18 protein-coding genes are annotated in these 16061 nt (G+C 60.9%); 12 read left to right on the top strand and 6 right to left on the bottom strand.

Annotation, left to right across the window (positions count from 1 at the left end; all coding sequences use genetic code 11):
* Nucleotides 1-20 precede the first annotated feature (20 nt).
* Together FIU94_RS03150 and recO are read left to right on the top strand one after the other, a co-directional pair.
* Complete coding sequence (locus tag FIU94_RS03150) at nt 21-350, top strand: DUF1491 family protein (RefSeq protein WP_152464390.1); 330 nt, start codon at nt 21-23, stop codon at nt 348-350.
* Nucleotides 350-1075 carry a DNA repair protein RecO gene (recO, locus tag FIU94_RS03145; protein ID WP_152464389.1) on the top strand — a complete coding sequence of 242 codons (726 nt, stop codon included), beginning with the start codon at nt 350-352 and terminating at the stop codon, nt 1073-1075. The genes FIU94_RS03150 and recO overlap by 1 nt, the downstream gene beginning before the upstream one ends.
* On the opposite strand, the gene FIU94_RS03140 is transcribed toward recO, so the two are convergent.
* Together FIU94_RS03140 and FIU94_RS03135 are read right to left on the bottom strand one after the other, a co-directional pair.
* Entirely contained in the window at nt 1059-1457 is a 399-nt protein-coding gene (locus tag FIU94_RS03140) for an META domain-containing protein (protein ID WP_152464388.1), read from the bottom strand. The genes recO and FIU94_RS03140 overlap by 17 nt on opposite strands.
* Entirely contained in the window at nt 1454-1981 is a 528-nt protein-coding gene (locus tag FIU94_RS03135; RefSeq protein ID WP_152464387.1) for a TetR/AcrR family transcriptional regulator, read from the bottom strand. Before FIU94_RS03135 ends, FIU94_RS03140 begins: the two co-directional genes overlap by 4 nt.
* A 121-nt stretch (nt 1982-2102) precedes the next feature.
* On the opposite strand from FIU94_RS03135, the gene FIU94_RS03130 reads away from it, so the two are divergent.
* Entirely contained in the window at nt 2103-3317 is a 1215-nt protein-coding gene (locus tag FIU94_RS03130; RefSeq protein WP_152464386.1) for an MFS transporter, read from the top strand.
* 18 nt (nt 3318-3335) lie between these two features.
* Here FIU94_RS03130 and FIU94_RS03125 read toward each other — a convergent pair whose 3' ends face one another.
* Nucleotides 3336-5024 carry an acyl-CoA dehydrogenase family protein gene (locus tag FIU94_RS03125; protein ID WP_152464385.1) on the bottom strand — a complete coding sequence of 563 codons (1689 nt, stop codon included), beginning with the start codon at nt 5022-5024 and terminating at the stop codon, nt 3336-3338.
* Nucleotides 5025-5315: 291 nt separating this feature from the next.
* Entirely contained in the window at nt 5316-5675 is a 360-nt protein-coding gene (locus FIU94_RS03120) for a helix-turn-helix domain-containing protein (RefSeq protein ID WP_152464384.1), read from the bottom strand.
* Nucleotides 5676-5837: 162 nt separating this feature from the next.
* Between FIU94_RS03120 and FIU94_RS03115 the strand changes: the two genes are divergently transcribed.
* Together FIU94_RS03115 and FIU94_RS03110 are read left to right on the top strand one after the other, a co-directional pair.
* The gene (locus tag FIU94_RS03115) at nt 5838-6764 is read left to right on the top strand and encodes a LysR family transcriptional regulator (RefSeq protein ID WP_254702603.1); all 927 of its coding nucleotides are present in this window, start codon (nt 5838-5840) and stop codon (nt 6762-6764) included.
* Between the two features lie 101 nt (nt 6765-6865).
* A complete protein-coding gene (locus tag FIU94_RS03110; protein WP_152464383.1) occupies nt 6866-7573 on the top strand; it encodes a hypothetical protein in 708 nt (235 codons plus the stop codon).
* A 114-nt stretch (nt 7574-7687) separates the two neighbouring features.
* Here the strand turns inward: FIU94_RS03110 and FIU94_RS03105 are convergent, their stop codons facing one another.
* On the bottom strand, nt 7688-9286 hold the full coding sequence (locus tag FIU94_RS03105) for a phosphoenolpyruvate carboxykinase (protein ID WP_152464382.1): 1599 nt from the start codon (nt 9284-9286) through the stop codon (nt 7688-7690).
* A gap of 381 nt (nt 9287-9667) precedes the next feature.
* Here FIU94_RS03105 and FIU94_RS03100 point away from each other — a divergent pair, with 381 nt between their 5' ends.
* The 7 genes from FIU94_RS03100 (at nt 9668) to FIU94_RS03070 (ending at nt 15044) form a co-directional block, all read left to right on the top strand.
* Complete coding sequence (locus FIU94_RS03100) at nt 9668-10369, top strand: response regulator transcription factor (RefSeq protein ID WP_152464381.1); 702 nt, start codon at nt 9668-9670, stop codon at nt 10367-10369.
* A gap of 33 nt (nt 10370-10402) precedes the next feature.
* On the top strand, nt 10403-12094 hold the full coding sequence (locus tag FIU94_RS03095) for a sensor histidine kinase (RefSeq protein WP_152464380.1): 1692 nt from the start codon (nt 10403-10405) through the stop codon (nt 12092-12094).
* A gap of 38 nt (nt 12095-12132) precedes the next feature.
* Entirely contained in the window at nt 12133-12522 is a 390-nt protein-coding gene (locus FIU94_RS03090) for an HPr kinase/phosphorylase (RefSeq protein ID WP_368407141.1), read from the top strand.
* The gene (rapZ, locus tag FIU94_RS03085) at nt 12519-13436 is read left to right on the top strand and encodes an RNase adapter RapZ (RefSeq protein WP_152464378.1); all 918 of its coding nucleotides are present in this window, start codon (nt 12519-12521) and stop codon (nt 13434-13436) included. The genes FIU94_RS03090 and rapZ overlap by 4 nt, the downstream gene beginning before the upstream one ends.
* The gene (locus FIU94_RS03080; RefSeq protein WP_152464377.1) at nt 13433-13825 is read left to right on the top strand and encodes a PTS sugar transporter subunit IIA; all 393 of its coding nucleotides are present in this window, start codon (nt 13433-13435) and stop codon (nt 13823-13825) included. The genes rapZ and FIU94_RS03080 overlap by 4 nt, the downstream gene beginning before the upstream one ends.
* A 17-nt stretch (nt 13826-13842) precedes the next feature.
* A complete protein-coding gene (locus FIU94_RS03075; protein WP_152464376.1) occupies nt 13843-14112 on the top strand; it encodes an HPr family phosphocarrier protein in 270 nt (89 codons plus the stop codon).
* A 77-nt stretch (nt 14113-14189) separates the two neighbouring features.
* Nucleotides 14190-15044 (top strand): lysophospholipid acyltransferase family protein, encoded by an 855-nt coding sequence (locus FIU94_RS03070; protein WP_254702602.1) that lies wholly within the window; start codon nt 14190-14192, stop codon nt 15042-15044.
* 19 nt (nt 15045-15063) lie between these two features.
* Here FIU94_RS03070 and FIU94_RS03065 read toward each other — a convergent pair whose 3' ends face one another.
* Nucleotides 15064-15939 carry a 3-hydroxybutyryl-CoA dehydrogenase gene (locus tag FIU94_RS03065; protein ID WP_152464374.1) on the bottom strand — a complete coding sequence of 292 codons (876 nt, stop codon included), beginning with the start codon at nt 15937-15939 and terminating at the stop codon, nt 15064-15066.
* Nucleotides 15940-16061: the final 122 nt, after the last annotated feature.

The following is a 16061-nucleotide window of genomic DNA, read 5'->3' as shown; positions in this document are numbered from 1 at the left end:
ACAATGAAGCCGGAGGTTACGTGCCTCGTTTGACCGCGCGCTTCTGGGTCGATGCCTATCTGACGCGGTTGCGGCTGCATGACATTCCGGCCTTTGTCGTCGCGCATGGGGACGACACGGGCGGGGCGGTTCTGGTCAAGCTGTCGATGCTGGACGGGACCGCGGTGCTTTTTCAGCGATCCTTCGACCTGATGACCGGAGAGCGGCGGTGGGTCGAACTGGCCAAAGGGCCCGAGACGGATGTGGATGCCACCGTGACGCGCCAGCGCGGGTTCGATCCCGACCTTTGGGTGATCGAGGTGGAGGATCGGCAGGGGCGTCATCTGTTGGATGAAGAAGGGCTGGCCTGATGGAGTGGCGCGACCGGGGTATCCTGCTGGGGTTGCGCCGCCACGGGGAAACCTCGGCCATTATCGAGATGTTCACACCGACCCGGGGAAGGCACCTGGGCGTGGTGCGCGGGGGGACCAGTCGCAAGATCGCCCCGCATCTGCAGCCCGGCGCGCAACTTGATGTGGCGTGGCGCGCCCGGCTGGAAGACCATATCGGCGCTTTCACGGTGGAACCAGTGCGCAGCCGGGCGGCGCTGGTGATGTCGGACCGGCTGGCGCTGGCGGGGCTGAATGCCGTCACCGGGATCCTGTCCTTCTGCCTGCCGGAGCGAGAGGCGCATCCGTCGCTCTATGCCCGGACGGAAAGCCTGCTGGACCTACTGGGCCAGAACGACATCTGGCCGCTGGCCTACCTGCAATGGGAGCTGGGGCTGCTGGAAGAGATGGGGTACGGGCTGGATCTGTCGGCCTGCGCGGTCACAGGCACAACCGAAGAGCTGATCTATGTTTCCCCCAGGACCGGGCGCGCAGTGTCGGCGCAGGGGGCGGGCGATTGGGTCGACCGGCTGCTGCCTTTGCCCGACGTGCTGCGCGGAGAGGGGGCGGCGGAGGATGCCGAGATCGCCATCGCCCTGCGCACCACGGGTTATTTCCTGGAGGCGCATCTGGCGCGGGCGCTGGGACACAAGCCGCTGCCCGAGGCCCGCGCGCGTTTCGTGGATGCGTTCAGCCGTCAGCTTTGAACGTCAGCAAGGCGCCGTCGTCATCGGAGAGGATCAGCGTATCGGTCCCGACTTCGGACAGCGTCGCGGAGGCGAGTGCGTTGAAGAATGCCGTTTCGGCCGCAAGCTCGGGACAGGCGCGTCGGGTGGCGGCGACCGGGCCAGCGTCGAACCGCGGGTAGGGGGCGGTATTGGTGGCAGAGTACCGGTTGCAGGGGCCTTCGCCGGTGATCCTGCCTTTTTCGGGGAATGTCATGGTTGCCGTGGCGGTGAATGCGACCCCTCGGAGTTCGACGAGCCGCCATTCCGTGTCCCCCCCGCCATGACCGCGCACCGTTTCATCGCCGTCGCAGCCGGTGAGGACCAGCAGACCCGTAAACACGAACAGGATGCAGCGGATCATTGGAGAGCGAGCACCGTATCGACGAGGACATCGAAGGCGGCCCCTGCACTGTCCGGCTCCGGAGCCGCCACCTGGGGCAGGCCGACGAGGGAGGCCAGCAGCGCGCGGGCGAAATCGGGGTTGCCCAGGCCAAGCTGCCGCAGCAGGCTTTCGAGGTAGGACAGGCGCGCCGCATCCACATGTGCCAGCGCGCGACCGACTTCCGGCAGGGTCTGCGCCCATAGCCGCAGAGAGGGTTCGCTCCGATCGGTCAGCATGGCCCGACCGAAATCGCGCAGGCGCCGGTCTGCCGGTCCGTCCTGCAGGGTCAGCGTTTCGAGTTGTGCCAGCGCGTCCTGCCGCCAACGGGACAGAAGTTCCGCGTGATAGGCGGGGACGTCCTTGAAGTGCCAGTAGAACGAGCCCTTGGTCGTGCCGAGCCTTCGCGCCAGCGGTTCGGCGGCCAGCGCCTGCGGGCCCGCCTGCCGGAGGGCGTCAAACCCTGCGGCGATCCAGTTGTCGGAATTGAGTCGTGTCGTCGGCATACGCAAGTGGATAGAGCCGCGCCGGTGCCGTGACAAGCGGTGTCGGGAAACATTGTTTCCGACATGCTGTTTGTCGCGTAATGCCGCGACGGGATGCAGGGGGTGTGATCAAAAGCTGGGCATGATCTCGCCCCGCGCTCCTTTGCCACTGACCCATCTGCCGCTGCCGCAGGTGCGGGATTTTGCCATCCTCTCCGGGTTGGAGGCGGGCGTGCGCGGCATGCTGCTGTCGGTAATGCCGCTCGTTATCTACCGTGCCTTCCCGGATGCGAGCCTTGTCAGCTGGATCTATCTTGGCGTCGGTATGATGTCGTTGGTTTTCGGGCTGTTGGTGCCGTCGCTTGCCACACGTTGGTCGAGGCGATGGATGTATACCGCAGGCGCGTGTCTCTACCTTGTGGGGATTGCGCTGGCGCTGAACGGGATGCCGGTGACGAGCGTTCTGGCACTTGCAAGCCTGAGCCTTGCGACAGTGACCTGCGCGGTCTGTCTGAATGCCTATGTGCTGGACTACGTGGCGCGCACCAACCTGGGGCGGTCCGAATCCCTTCGACTGATGTTCAGCGGACCAAGCTGGGTGATCGGGCCGATCAGCGGTGTCTGGCTGCTGAACTGGTGGGCGCCTGCCCCCTTTATTGTGGCGGGCCTGTTTGCACTGATCCAGATCGCGATGTTCTGGAGGCTGCGATTGGGCAACGGCAAGATGATCGCGCGTGCACGCGCCGATGCGCCGCAACCGCTGGCCTATCTGGGACGGTTCCTGCAGCAGCCTCGGCTGGTGGTGGGCTGGCTGTTCGCGGTGATCCGCTCCTGCGGTTGGTGGGTCTATATCATCTATCTGCCGATCTTCTGCGTGGAGAACGGGCTGGGCAATGCTGTCGGCGCGGCGGTTCTGTCGGCGTCGAACATGACCTTGTTCGCCGCGCCTCTGCTGATGATGCTGGTGCGCCGGATGGGGGTGCGCAATGCGGTCAGCGGTGCCTTTGCTGTAGGAGGCGCATTTTTTGTCGGAGGATGGGCGCTGACGATGTCGCCCTGGATGGTGGTGGCGAGCCTCTATCTCGCTTCTGTTCTGCTGATCATGCTGGATGTCTGCGGATCGCTGCCTTTCCTGATGGCGGTGAAACCTTCGGAGCGGACGGAAATGTCGGCGGTCTACGCCAGCTACCGCGATGCGTCGGGCATCGTCACCCCCGCGGTGGCCGGCGTGATCCTGATTGCGATGCCGATTGCCGGGCTCTTCGCAGTCTGCGGGGCCGGAATGTTGTGGGCGGCATGGTTGGCGCGGGGATTGCACCCGCGCCTTGGACAGGCCCGTTCGCAGTTCGTGACCTGAACGCCTGTTACCCGTTCGTCAGCCCAGCAGCCGTCTGGCGATAACCTGAGCCTGGATCTCGGCGGCACCCTCGAAAATGTTAAGGATGCGGGCATCGCAGAGCACGCGGCTGATCTTGTATTCCAGGGCAAATCCGTTGCCGCCGTGGATTTGCAGGCCATTGTCTGCGGCGGCCCAGGCGACCCGCGCCCCCAGCAGCTTTGCCATCCCGGCCTCAACGTCGCACCGCCGGCCTTCATCCTTTTCGAAGGCAGAGAAATATGTGAGCTGGCGCGCCACCATGATTTCCACTGCCATCATGGCCAGTTTTGACGATACGCGGGGGAAGTTGATCAGCGATTTGCCAAACTGCTTCCGGTCCTGAGCATATTGCATGGAGATGTCCAGCGCGGACTGTGCCACGCCGATGGCGCGCGCGGCGGTCTGGATGCGGGCGGATTCGAAGGTCTCCATCAGTTGTTTGAAGCCCTTGCCTTCTTCACCGCCGAGCAGGTTCTCACCTTTTACATGGAAGCCGTCGAAGCCCAGTTCGTATTCCTTCATGCCGCGGTAGCCCAGCACTTCAATCTCGCCGCCGGTCATTCCCTCGGTCGGGAAGGGGTCGGTGTCGGTGCCGGGGGTCTTTTCGGCCAGGAACATGGACAGCCCCCGGTAATCGGTGGTCTCCGGATCGGTTCTGGCCAGGAGTGTCATGACATGCGTGCGCGCGGCGTGGGTAATCCAGGTCTTGTTGCCGGTGATGCGGTAATCTTCGCCGTCCTTTACCGCACGGGTGCGCAGGCTGCCCAGATCGGAGCCGGTGTTGGGTTCGGTAAAGACCGCCGTTGGCAGCGTTTCGGCCGAGGCGATGCGGGGCAGCCATTTTTCCTTCTGCTCCGCCGTGCCGCCCGCGATGATCAGCTCTGCCGCGATCTCTGAACGGGTGCCAAGGGATCCGACGCCGATGTATCCGCGCGACAGTTCTTCCGAGACGACACACATGGAAGCCTTGGACAGGCCAAAGCCGCCGTATTCCTCTGGAATGGTCAGGCCGAAGACGCCCATTTCGGCCAGTTCGGTGATCACCTCCATCGGGATCAGTTCGTCTTTCAGGTGCCAATCGTGGGCGTGGGGTTCGACCTTTTCCACCGCATAGCGGCGGAACTGCTCGCGAATCATCTCAAGCTCTTCGTCGAGCCCGGTTGCGCCGACTGTGATGTTGGCGGCGTGGTCCTGCATCAGGGCGACGAGACGGCTGCGCGCCGCCTGCGTGTTGCCGCCCTGGGTCAGGGTCATGATCGCGGGCGCCATCAGACTGCGCGCATCGTCCTGCGACAGGCCAAGGTCCTGAAGGCGCAGGATCTCGCCCTGGTTCATCTGGATGCCGCCGTAAATCTGCCAGAGGTATTCGCCAAAGGCGATCTGGTGGATAAGCTGCTCGGCCTCGCCGAACTTGCCGTCCTTATTCAGGGCTTCGGCCCATTTCTGCATCTGGCGAAGGGATTGTGCGTAGGTCGCCAGCCAGGCCAGCCCGTGGGCGGCAGTCTGGTTCTGTTCGATCAGGTCTGCTGCAACCCGGCCATCGCGGCTGACCAACTCGCGCACCGAAGTGCGTGCTCTTTCAAGAATATCGTCCACCGGGCCGATTGCGGCAGCGGTTAGCGACAGCAGATCTTCAAGGATCACCGGCGCGTTCATCGTTTTCAGGTCCTGACCGTCGTGTGGCATGGCTATCGTCCCCTGTTGTGCTGGCTAGCCACTTAGCGCCTTCGCAGGCGCAGCACAACAAAGATGCAATTATGTGCGTCAATTTGTTCTAAAGTTGCGCGCCGGGCGCCGAGATCCGGGCAGGCTTCCAGCGGGGAAGGGGGGCTAGCGGTTTTGACCTGTTCACTGGCGCCGAGCGGAAGTGGGCGAGAATATGCTGAAATTGAGAAGGTGATTCAGAAAATCTGGTCAGGGCCCAACCTCCCCGCCCCGCTGGAAATTCATGTGGATCTCGGCGCGACAACGCCAGCTTCAGCCCTGGCGGGCGACTGTGACGCCGGCGATGTCTTCGATAAAGGTGACGATCCGGGTCTTGACCGCGTCATCCTTGATGGCGGCAAGAGCGGAGACAATTTCCATGCCGGGGTCGCCCTGGGGCGCCGCATTGGAATTGTCGTGAAGCCCGTCGAAGAAGTACGAGGGGGGAACATCAAGAATCTGTGCCAATTCGAAAAGGCGGCTGGCGGCAACTCGGTTCGATCCGATTTCATATTTCTGAATTTGTTGAAAGGACAGGTTGAGTTGGCGGGCCACGTCTGTTTGGGACAGGCGGCGCAAAGTGCGGATCTGTTTCAATTTTTTTCCGACATGAATATCTACGGGATGGGTCATAATTTGGAACCTCTGGTTGAACATACACTTTAATCGCGAGAATCCAGATTCCGTTCAATTGAGTAGTTTCTATCATTTTCCGTTTAAATTTTTACTTTCAGTGGGTGATAAATGTTGCGTTAATGGGTGATTAGTTTACGATTTCGGTTCATGAATGTCCCAATGAGCACCATTGAACAGTCTGAGAGCGAGGTCGAAGCACCGCCGCCCGCGCTGCTGTTCGAGATGGTGCGGTCATTTGAAACCCTGGCCCGAACACTCAACCTGAGCCATGCCGTGAAAGAGCTGGGTTCGACCCGGCAGACTTTACGTCGGCATATTGCAACGCTGGAAGCCGAGTTGGGCGGCCCGCTCTTTACCGTGGATGAACGCCGCTACAAACTGACAGAAAAAGGCGCAGCCAGCCTTGCAGGGGCGAAAGATATTCTTGCCCGCGGCAAGACCTGGTTACGGGGCGCGTCTTTGGCGCATGGCAATCTCCAGTTCCTCAAAGCCCACGTCGGAGAGTGGGATTTCTATCAAGAGCAAAAACCAATCGGTCTGATCTGGGAGGAAACCTCGCTGTTGCTGCGGGAGTCATTTCGCGCCTGGGCCCTGTCGTCGGGCCAGATCGAAAGTCCAAATCTCGCCCATGTTCGGCCGTATCTTCTCGTTTACCGCGAATCAGGGGCCGAGTGGATCTGCGTGGAGTTCGGTGAGCGTTCGGCCTATGTGGAGTGGTTTGGCCTGGATTATGCACGGTCGAGCATCGGTCGGCCTATCGCGACGCTACCTGCAGGCGAAGAATTTGGGCACATGCTGAACCAGGCCTTCTTTGACGTGCAAGCAACCCAATTGGCCAGGCTTGACCATGTGTTCACGCGAATGCCCCTTCCCGATGGGTCGGGGTGGCAGCCGATGGCCTACCAACGCCTTATGATGGCTGGATTTTTTCCCGACGGATCGCCCGCTGTCCTGACCTTGGTTGTCCCAAGCCGGACGGTTTCGATCCGGGATCTTGAGCCCGAAAAACTGGCCGGTCTGGCCGAGCTGAAGGCTCCAGATTTCGGCAAAAATGAGGCAAGATTTGAGGAGGAAACCATGACTTGAACGTGCCGTGGCCACAATTTTGACAAATTCGACTAAATTCGCGGGTGTTTTTCTACTTTTTGGCGTATTCTGCACTCAGGTGGCCAAGGAGACCGGAAGACATGACTATACAATTTCCAAGCAATGCTGCGCCCTTCATTGCGACCAGCGGTAGTATTCTCGATGCGCACAAGATCGAGATCTCGGTGGGCAGCGACTTCGACATCTACCGGACGGTGATCGAACAAGAGCGTCCCGCGCAAAAGCTGGGAGATCCGTTCAATCCAGAGCTCCATGATTTGAACGCCGAGAATGGCTTTTGGCTGATCGGTCGCAACCAGTTTGGCGAGCTGATTCACACTCAGGCGTTCAAGACCATCGGCCTGAACGACATCGCGCTGAGTTCCTACTTGATGCGCAATTATCAGAATTTCCCACCGCCAATTCCGGGCGTCGATCTGGGCCGGTCGCGGTACCGCGCCTCTCCCGGCGCGCATCGGATCAGGGGCGAAGCCGTTTACCACGGCGAGGTCTGGATGGCGCCCGACGACGGGCTTTACCGCGGTACGGGGCTGTCCAGCGTACTGACACGCGCCGGCCTGCTGGAGGCGGTCAACCGCTGGGACCCAGATTGGATCTTTGGTTTCATGCTGCGCGCCGTCGCCTTCAAGGGGTTTTCCGAGCGTGTGGGATATATGCACACCGAGCCGGGGGCGCTGAAGTGGGCCATCCACGGGCGCGAACAGCTGCTTGAGGCTTTCATGGTTTATCTCAGCCGGGAGGATGCCAAGTTCATGCTGGATATTCCGGTGGAAGAACTGGTGGCCTGACGAAGGCCGTTCTTGTTGCCTTGGGGCAGGATGTGATGTGTCCCGCCCCAAATGAAAAACGCCCCCGCAGAGAATGCGGGGGCGTTCTTATTTCGGTCTGAGGCGTTATGGTCGTCAGCCCAGAGCGGCAGCCTTAACGTCGTCATCGATATGCGGCATGTACTGGCCGAAATTCTCGGAGAACATGGCGACAAGCTTGGCCGCCTGGCGGTCGTAGCTTTCGGGATTGTCCCATGTGCGGCGCGGGTCCAGAAGGATGTCCGGAACACCGTCGACGGCCACGGGAACTTCGAAGCCGAAGTTCGGGTCCTTGCGATATTTCACGTCAGCCAGCGATCCTTCAAGTGCTGCGGTCAGCAAATTGCGGGTGGCCATGATCGGCATCCGGCTGCCGGTGCCGTAGGCGCCGCCGGTCCAGCCGGTATTGACCAGCCAGCAAGTCGCGCCGTGCTGCGCGATCTTTTCGCGCAGCAGGTTGCCATAGACTTCAGGCCGACGCGGCATGAAGGGCGCGCCGAAGCAGGTGGAAAAGGTCGGCTCAGGCTCGGTCACGCCGCGCTCGGTGCCCGCGACCTTGGACGTGAAGCCGGACAGGAAGTGGTACATCGCCTGTGCCGGGGTCAGCCGCGCGATCGGGGGCAGGACGCCAAAGGCATCGCAGGTCAGCATGATGATGTTCTTGGGATGCCCGCCAACCGCTTTCTTGCTCGCGTTGGAGATATAATGCAGCGGATAGGCGCAGCGCATGTTTGCGGTCAGGCTGTCGTCCTCGAAATCCAGTTCCTTGGTGTCTTCATCGTACACCATGTTTTCGATCACGGTGCCGAACTTGGTCGTTGTGGCATAGATCTCCGGCTCGGCCTCGGGCGACAGGTTGATGGTCTTGGCATAGCAGCCCCCTTCGAAGTTGAAGGTGCCGTTATCAGACCAGCCGTGTTCGTCGTCCCCGATCAACGTGCGCTGCGGATCGGCGGACAGGGTCGTTTTGCCGGTGCCCGACAGGCCAAAGAAAACCGCCGTGTCCACCGGGTTTCCGGTGGCGTGGTTGGCGGAACAATGCATCGGCATGATGTTCTTTTCCGGCAGCAGGTAATTCAGCAGAGTGAACACCGACTTCTTGTTTTCGCCCGCGTATTCGGTGCCGCCGATCAAAATCATCTTGCGGTCAAAGTTCATTGCGATGACGGTTTCCGACCGGCAGTCGTGTTTCTTCGGGTCGGCCAGGAAGGTCGGGCAGTTGATGACTGTGAAATCGGCGATGAAATCGTCGAGGTCGGTGCGATCGGGGCGGCGCAGCATGGTGCGGATGAACAGACCGTGCCATGCCAGTTCCGTGATCATGCGAACATTGATTGCATGACGCGGGTCGGCACCGCCAACGAGATCCTGAACGAAGTAGTCTTTGCCCTGCATGTGCGCGATCATGTCGTCATAAAGCGCGTCGAAACCTTCAGGAGACATGGCGGCGTTGTTTTCCCACCAGATCGTGTCGGCGACGCTGTCGGTTTTGACAACGTGCTTGTCCTTGGGCGACCGACCGGTAAACTTGCCCGTGGTCACAAGAAAGGACCCGCCTTGGCCCAGCGTGCCTTCGCCGCGCTTGAGTGCGGTCTCGACCAGGGCCGGTTCCATCAGGTTGTAATAGACATTGCCCAGCCCGGTGATCTGCTGATCTTCGAGGCGGAACTGCGGGTTTACCCGTCCAAATGTCATGTAATTTCTCCTGCAGGCGCGCTGGGAGTGCGCAAATCAACGTTGGTCAGGCGGTCTGCCCACGACCATCTGGGGTCATGCAGCGCCTCTTAGCACGAGGTCTTCTGATATGAACAGGCAGGTTTGACGACGTTAGCGCCACCATCGCAAACTTTGCCGAAATGCGAGCAGATACCGGCCTTGCCTTTCCCGCGGACCACCCAAGGGTAGATGCCTGAAGGCGTGGTGAAGTGCGGCAATTTAGTCATCCCTAACCAAATTATGGCCGAATTATGTGAGGAAACGCGGTGATTCGTAGTTTGAGATTGATTCGCCCGCCACAATCGGGGTCTTATGGTCAAAAATCAAAAACGATTATTGAGCAGCACAAGGAAGCAGGCAATGTCTAAAATTGCATTGGTTGACGACGACAGGAATATCCTGACGTCCGTCTCGATGACTCTGGAGGCCGAAGGTTTCGAAGTGGAAACCTACAATGATGGACAGGCGGCGCTGGACGCCTTCAACAAAAAGCTGCCGGACATGGCGGTGCTCGACATCAAGATGCCGCGTATGGATGGAATGGACCTGTTGCAGCGTCTGCGCCAGAAGACCGCAATGCCGATTATCTTTCTGACCTCGAAGGATGACGAGATCGACGAAGTTCTGGGTCTGCGGATGGGGGCTGACGACTACGTGAAAAAGCCGTTCTCGCAGCGTCTGCTGGTTGAACGCATCCGCGCACTCTTGCGTCGTCAGGACGCGGTGGAAACCGGCGAAGTCGGCGATACCGAAGAGACCAAGGTGATGGAACGCGGCGATCTGCGCATGGACCCGCTGCGCCACGCGGTCAGCTGGAAGGGCAAGGAAGTGTCGCTGACGGTGACAGAGTTCCTGCTGCTTCAGGCACTGGCGCAACGCCCCGGTTTCGTGAAGTCGCGGGATCAGCTGATGGACGTGGCCTATGATGATCAGGTCTATGTGGATGACCGGACCATCGACAGCCACATCAAGCGCCTGCGCAAGAAGATGCGCTCAGCCGACTCGGAATTCTCTGCGATTGAGACGCTCTACGGTATCGGCTACAGGTATAACGAAGAATAGAGCGGGCCCTTGGCGATTGCCGAAAGGAATTTTGTGCGGGACACGAGCACATCTTCGCGCGACGGCGACATTGTTCTGGGCGACGACTGGATCGCGCCGGACAATGAGTCGCCCGACGAAATGCGGTCGCGCCGGGAGCGGCGCAGCCTGTTCTCGTTGCGCTCATCCCCGCTGACCCGCAAGATCATCACGTTCAACCTGATTGCGCTGAACGTGCTGGTGGCGGGCATCCTCTATCTCAATTCCTCGCGCGACAGCCTCGCCGTGCAGCGTGCCTCCGCCCTCGTTTCAGAGAGCGAACTGATCGCGGACGTTTTCGAGGCGCAGCTGCCCGCCAACGCGCCGGTGAACATGGCCACTGGCGACGGTGTGGATGTCGCCGGGACACTGGCGGCGCTTGATCTGCGCAGCGGTGTTGACGTCTATGTCTATGACGCCGCCGAAACTCTCGTTTCTCAGGTTGAGGGCGCGATGATTCCCGTGGTCGGCGCAGAGGGGATCGACGACCGCACCGTTCTGACCGACGCCCTGAGCTGGTTGTGGGCCAAGCTGTCGGCGCCCTTTGGCGGGGCCGAAGAAGCAGACGTTCCCATAGAAGACCGTTTGAAGGTCATGATCCCCGCCGTGGCCGAAAGCGGTACCCGGATCGAAAAAGAACTCGACGCGGACGGCGGTACATTGTTCACGGTGATGACGCCGATCCTGCAGAACGGCCAGGCTGTTGGGTTCGTGGCCATCGCGTCGGCCGCCGGCGAAATCGATCGTCTGGTGCGCGGCGAGCGTGAGCGCGTGCTGCAAATGTTCGTGATCGCAACTGTCGTGTCCATCGGGCTGAGCCTTGTGCTGGCATCGACCATCGCCAATCCCCTTGCGGATCTGTCGGCGGCGGCGGAGCTGGGCCGCGACAAGAATGCGCGCAAGATGAACCCGGGCCGCATCCGCATCCCCGATCTGACGGCCCGCCCGGACGAGATCGGCCGCCTGTCGGGTGCGCTGCGCGGCATGGTGTCGGCACTGTACAATCGGATCGACGGCAACGAACAATTCGCGGCGGACGTGGCGCACGAGATCAAGAATCCTCTCGCCTCTCTGCGGTCGGCGGTGGGCACGCTGCGGATGGTCAAGCGTGAGGATCAGCGCGAAAAGCTGCTGGACGTGATCGACCATGACGTGCGGCGGCTGGATCGGCTGGTCAGCGACATTTCAAACGCCTCGCGGCTGGATTCGGAACTGGTCAAGGAAGAGGAAGAGCAGTTCAACCTGCTCAACATGATCGGCAACCTCAACCAGTATCTGGGCGAGGAAGCGAAGGCGAAAGGCATCGACTTTATCACCGATCTGCCGCCCGATCCGATCCTTGTGCATGGGCTGGAGGCCCGGCTGGCACAGGTATTTGTCAACCTGATCACCAATGCGATTTCCTTCTGCGAGGACGGCGATGCCATCCGGGTCTGGGCGCGCAAGCGCGAGAACCGTGTGCTGGTTGTGGTCGAGGATACAGGACCCGGCATCCCCGAACAGGCGCTCTCCAAGATCTTTACCCGCTTCTATTCGCAGCGGCCCGAAGAGCATTTCGGAAACAACTCGGGCCTTGGCCTCGCGATTTCCAAACAGATTGTAGAGGCACATGGCGGCGTGATCTGGGCCGAAAATATCCGCCCGACAGAAGCCGACATCACCTCCGATCCGCTGGGTGCGCGTTTCGTTGTCGGTTTGCCGACCTGACCCAAGGCGCCGACATCCTGCATGGCAGCACCGTCCGTGTGGGCGATCGGGGTGTTCTGATTATCGGACCTTCCGGGTCGGGCAAATCCGCTCTGGCGCTGCAATTGATTGCCCTGGGCGCGGACCTGGTCGCGGACGACAGAACGCGGGTTGTGCGGGAGGGCGACAATGTGATTGCGCAGGCTCCTGAAACCATTTCGGGCCTGATCGAGGCGCGGGGTGTCGGCATCCTGCGGCTGCCTTCTGCGGGACCGACCCCGCTGGCGCTGGTTGTCGACATGTCACACACCGAGGAAGAGCGGCTGCCGCCGCAGCGGACCGCCTTTGTTCACGGGCGTGAACTGCCCTGCCTGCACCGGGTTGAGGGACCACAGTTTGCACCCGCCATCTTGCTTTATCTGCGTTGCAGCATAAATTCGGCGCCATGAGCCAAAGTGAATCAGCCGGGCCGACCGATCCGCGCAGCACGCGACCGCATATCGTGCTGGTCACGGGGCAGGCCGGTGCGGGGCGATCGACCGCCCTCAATGTGCTGGAGGATGCGGGGTTCGAGGCGATTGACAACCTGCCCCTGCGATTGATGCCCGCCTTGCTGGCCGCGCCTGCCCGGGAAAGCCCGATGGCGCTGGGGATCGACCCGCGCAACCGGGACTTTTCGCTCGATGCGATGATGGACCTGCTGCGTCAGCTTGCGGCGGCACCCGACGTGATTTCGGAACTGCTGTATCTCGACTGTTCGACGGATGTGCTGCTGCAACGGTTTTCCGAGACCCGCCGCCGCCATCCGCTTGCCCCTGTGGACCAGCCGGAGGAAGGAATCCGGCGCGAACGTGACCTGCTGGCGCCGATCCGCAACCGCGCGGACATCCTGATCGACACGACGTCCTACAGTATTCACCGCCTGCGCGAAGACATCGAAAAATGGTTCGTGCCCGGCGGTCAGCACCACCTTGCCGTATCGGTGCAGTCTTTCTCCTACAAGCGCGGGGTGCCAAGGGGGGTCGATATTGTCTACGACTGTCGTTTCCTGCGCAATCCGCATTACGAGAAGCCGCTGAAGGCGTTGAACGGAACCGACGCGGCAGTTGCCGACTATGTGAAACAAGACACTCGTTTCGCGGATTTTGCGCAAAAGGTACTGGACCTCAGCGTGTATCTGTTGCCAGCCTACCGGGAGGAAGGTAAGTCGCATATTTCCATCGCCTTCGGCTGTACCGGCGGGCAACACCGTTCCGTGACCATGGCCGAAGATCATGCTTTGCGTCTTGCAGAGGCCGGGTGGCCGGTGTCAATTAGGCATCGCGAACTGGACCGCCAACGGATAGCAGAGGCCCCCACTTGATTGGTATCGTGATCGTAGCGCATGGAGGATTGGCACAGGAGTATCTGTCGGCCATCGAACATGTCGTGGGGTCGCAAAATGGGGTCCGCGCCATCGCGATCCACGCCGATCACGACCGCGAGGCCAAGCAGAAAGAGATCTGTGTGGCGGCGGACGAGGTTGATCAGGGTGCGGGCGTGGTGGTGGTGACGGACCTTTTCGGCGGCTCACCTTCGAATCTGTCGCTTCTGGCCTGCAAACAGGCCAACCGGCGGATCCTATACGGGGCCAATCTTCCCATGCTGATCAAACTGGCCAAATCCCGCCAAATGGATGTACCTGATGCCGTGCGCGCGGCGCTCGAAGCTGGTAAGAAATACATCGACAGCCAGAATGTGAGCACGCATTAGAAAGCCCGACCAGTCAGATGACAGAAATTTCCGTCAAGATCGTGAATGAAAAGGGGCTGCATGCCCGTGCCTCGGCAAAGCTCGTGGAGGTGGTAGAAGCCTTTGACGCGCGCGCCGAGGTCAGCAAGGGCGGCATGTCGGCCTCGGGTGACAGCATCATGGGTCTTTTGATGTTGGCGGCCTCCCGTGGTAGCACTATTGACATCCAGACCTCGGGCCCCGATGCAGATGCACTGGCCGAGGCGCTGACGGCACTGGTTGCGGATAAGTTCGGGGAAGGATACTGACTCCGCCGATGCCCCTATGACAGAGGTAATGTTGCTTGGCGGATGAGACCCAATCTTTGACGAACGGGAATGCAAGGGTGAACACCGCCCAAGGCGAGACGGTTTCGTTCAACAAATATGACCGTCGCAGCCTGTCGTATGCCTCCACGTTCGATGATCCCTGGAAGGCGCGCGTCATCAGCGTGATGGAGCTTTTTACGGGCAAGCTGTCAATCCTGCGCATGATCCGCCAGTTCGAGAAACGTGGCGCGCCGTCGGGTCAGGCGTTCTGGCGCGCGGCGCTCGATACGATGGGCATCGACCTGACCACACCACAGGAACAACTGGACCGTATTCCGCGTGAGGGTCCGGTGGTGGTTGTGGCGAACCATCCGCATGGGATGGTCGACGGGATGATCTTTGCCGACCTGATCGGGCGTGTCCGGTCGGATTATCGCATCCTGACAAGGTCGCTGCTGACCTCCATCGACGAGGTGGCGGGCAGCTTCATGATCCCGGTGCCGTTTCCGCACGACCCGGATGCGCAGCGCAAAGGGGTTGAGATGCGGGCAAAAGCGATGGCGCACCTGAGGGACGGGGGTGTTGTCGCGCTGTTCCCCTCGGGCGTGGTGGCCGCGTCAGAGACATGGTGGGGTCCCGCCGTCGAGGCGGAATGGAACGTGTTCACCGCCAAGATGATCCGCCGCTCGGGTGCCACGGTGGTGCCGATGAAGTTTCCCGGGCAGAACAGCCGTGCCTACCAGATCGCCAATCAGCTTAGCCCGATACTGCGCCAGGGGCTGCTGTTGCATGAGATCGTTCATGCCTGCAACAAGCCGCAGGCGCCCGTAGTGGGCCATCCGATCGACCAGGCCGAAATCGACCGCTTTGCCGATGACCCGCGCGGTTTCATGACCTGGCTCCGGGCGCAGACCCTTGCCCTGAAGGACTGACAGCGCCGCTGACGGGGCGTCAGCGGGTCGGTATGGGCTCGTCGCCGCGGTAGTCATAGAAGCCGCGCTGGGTCTTGCGTCCCAGCCAGCCGGCCTCGACATACTTGGTCAGCAGCGGGCAGGGGCGGTACTTGGTGTCCGCCAGCCCGTCGTGCAGGACGTTCATGATCGCAAGGCAGGTGTCCAGCCCGATGAAATCGGCCAGTTCCAGCGGCCCCATCGGATGGTTCGCGCCCAGCTTCATGGAACTGTCGATGGATTTCACCGACCCCACGCCTTCGTACAGCGTATAGACCGCCTCGTTGATCATCGGCATCAGGATGCGGTTGACGATGAAGGCCGGAAAATCCTCGGCTGAGGCGGCGGTCTTGTTCAGCTTCTCAACCACTTCGGCGCAGGCCTTGAAGGTCTCCTCATCCGTGGCAATTCCGCGGATCAATTCCACCAGCTGCATCACCGGGACCGGATTCATGAAGTGGAACCCCATGAATTTCTCCGGCCGGTCCGTCCGGCTTGCCAGCCGGGTGATCGAGATCGAAGAGGTGTTCGATGTCAGGATCGTCTCTGGTTTCAGATGGGGGATCAGGTCTTCGAAGATGGCCTGTTTCACCGTCTCGCGCTCGGTCGCGGCTTCGATGATCAGATCGCTCGCCCCGAGGTCGGACAAGGTGGTCGTCGTCTGGATGCGACCCATGGCCGCGGCCTTGTCTTCGGCGGTGACTTTCTCGCGCTTGACCTGGCGTTCGAGGTTTCCGTCAATGACCTCAATCGCCTTGCGCAGGGCATCTTCCGAAACATCCGTGAGTTTGACGTCGTAACCGGCAAGCGCCATCACGTGGGCGATGCCATTGCCCATCTGTCCTGCGCCTACGATACCGATTGTCTGGATGCCCATGACCCGTCCCTTTTTCTGAGTTCAGGTCACATTAAGGCCTGCGGGCAGGGTGCCGCAAGGGCCGCCGGTGCCTAAAAGGCTCGGCAAATTCTGCCATTTACGGAATCGCAAGCCGGTGCGGG

This window comes from Sulfitobacter sp. THAF37 (genome assembly GCF_009363555.1).
GTDB lineage: Bacteria > Pseudomonadota > Alphaproteobacteria > Rhodobacterales > Rhodobacteraceae > Sulfitobacter.
Note: the sequence above shows the minus strand (reverse complement) of the source record. Positions and strands in the feature narration are given on the sequence as shown.

Excerpts from the sequence above, each read along its gene's own strand:
- FIU94_RS03065 (WP_152464374.1), bottom strand. The coding sequence starts at position 15,939 with ATGGGCATCCAGACAATCGGTATCGTAGGCGCAGGACAGATGGGCAAT.
- rapZ (WP_152464378.1), top strand. The coding sequence starts at position 12,519 with ATGAGCCAAAGTGAATCAGCCGGGCCGACCGATCCGCGCAGCACGCGA.
- recO (WP_152464389.1), top strand. The coding sequence starts at position 350 with ATGGAGTGGCGCGACCGGGGTATCCTGCTGGGGTTGCGCCGCCACGGG.
- FIU94_RS03130 (WP_152464386.1), top strand. The coding sequence starts at position 2,103 with ATGATCTCGCCCCGCGCTCCTTTGCCACTGACCCATCTGCCGCTGCCG.
- FIU94_RS03105 (WP_152464382.1), bottom strand. The coding sequence starts at position 9,286 with ATGACATTTGGACGGGTAAACCCGCAGTTCCGCCTCGAAGATCAGCAG.
- FIU94_RS03125 (WP_152464385.1), bottom strand. The coding sequence starts at position 5,024 with ATGCCACACGACGGTCAGGACCTGAAAACGATGAACGCGCCGGTGATC.
- FIU94_RS03110 (WP_152464383.1), top strand. The coding sequence starts at position 6,866 with ATGACTATACAATTTCCAAGCAATGCTGCGCCCTTCATTGCGACCAGC.
- FIU94_RS03100 (WP_152464381.1), top strand. The coding sequence starts at position 9,668 with ATGTCTAAAATTGCATTGGTTGACGACGACAGGAATATCCTGACGTCC.
- FIU94_RS03140 (WP_152464388.1), bottom strand. The coding sequence starts at position 1,457 with ATGATCCGCTGCATCCTGTTCGTGTTTACGGGTCTGCTGGTCCTCACC.
- FIU94_RS03115 (WP_254702603.1), top strand. The coding sequence starts at position 5,838 with ATGAGCACCATTGAACAGTCTGAGAGCGAGGTCGAAGCACCGCCGCCC.
- FIU94_RS03120 (WP_152464384.1), bottom strand. The coding sequence starts at position 5,675 with ATGACCCATCCCGTAGATATTCATGTCGGAAAAAAATTGAAACAGATC.
- FIU94_RS03075 (WP_152464376.1), top strand. The coding sequence starts at position 13,843 with ATGACAGAAATTTCCGTCAAGATCGTGAATGAAAAGGGGCTGCATGCC.
- FIU94_RS03135 (WP_152464387.1), bottom strand. The coding sequence starts at position 1,981 with ATGCCGACGACACGACTCAATTCCGACAACTGGATCGCCGCAGGGTTT.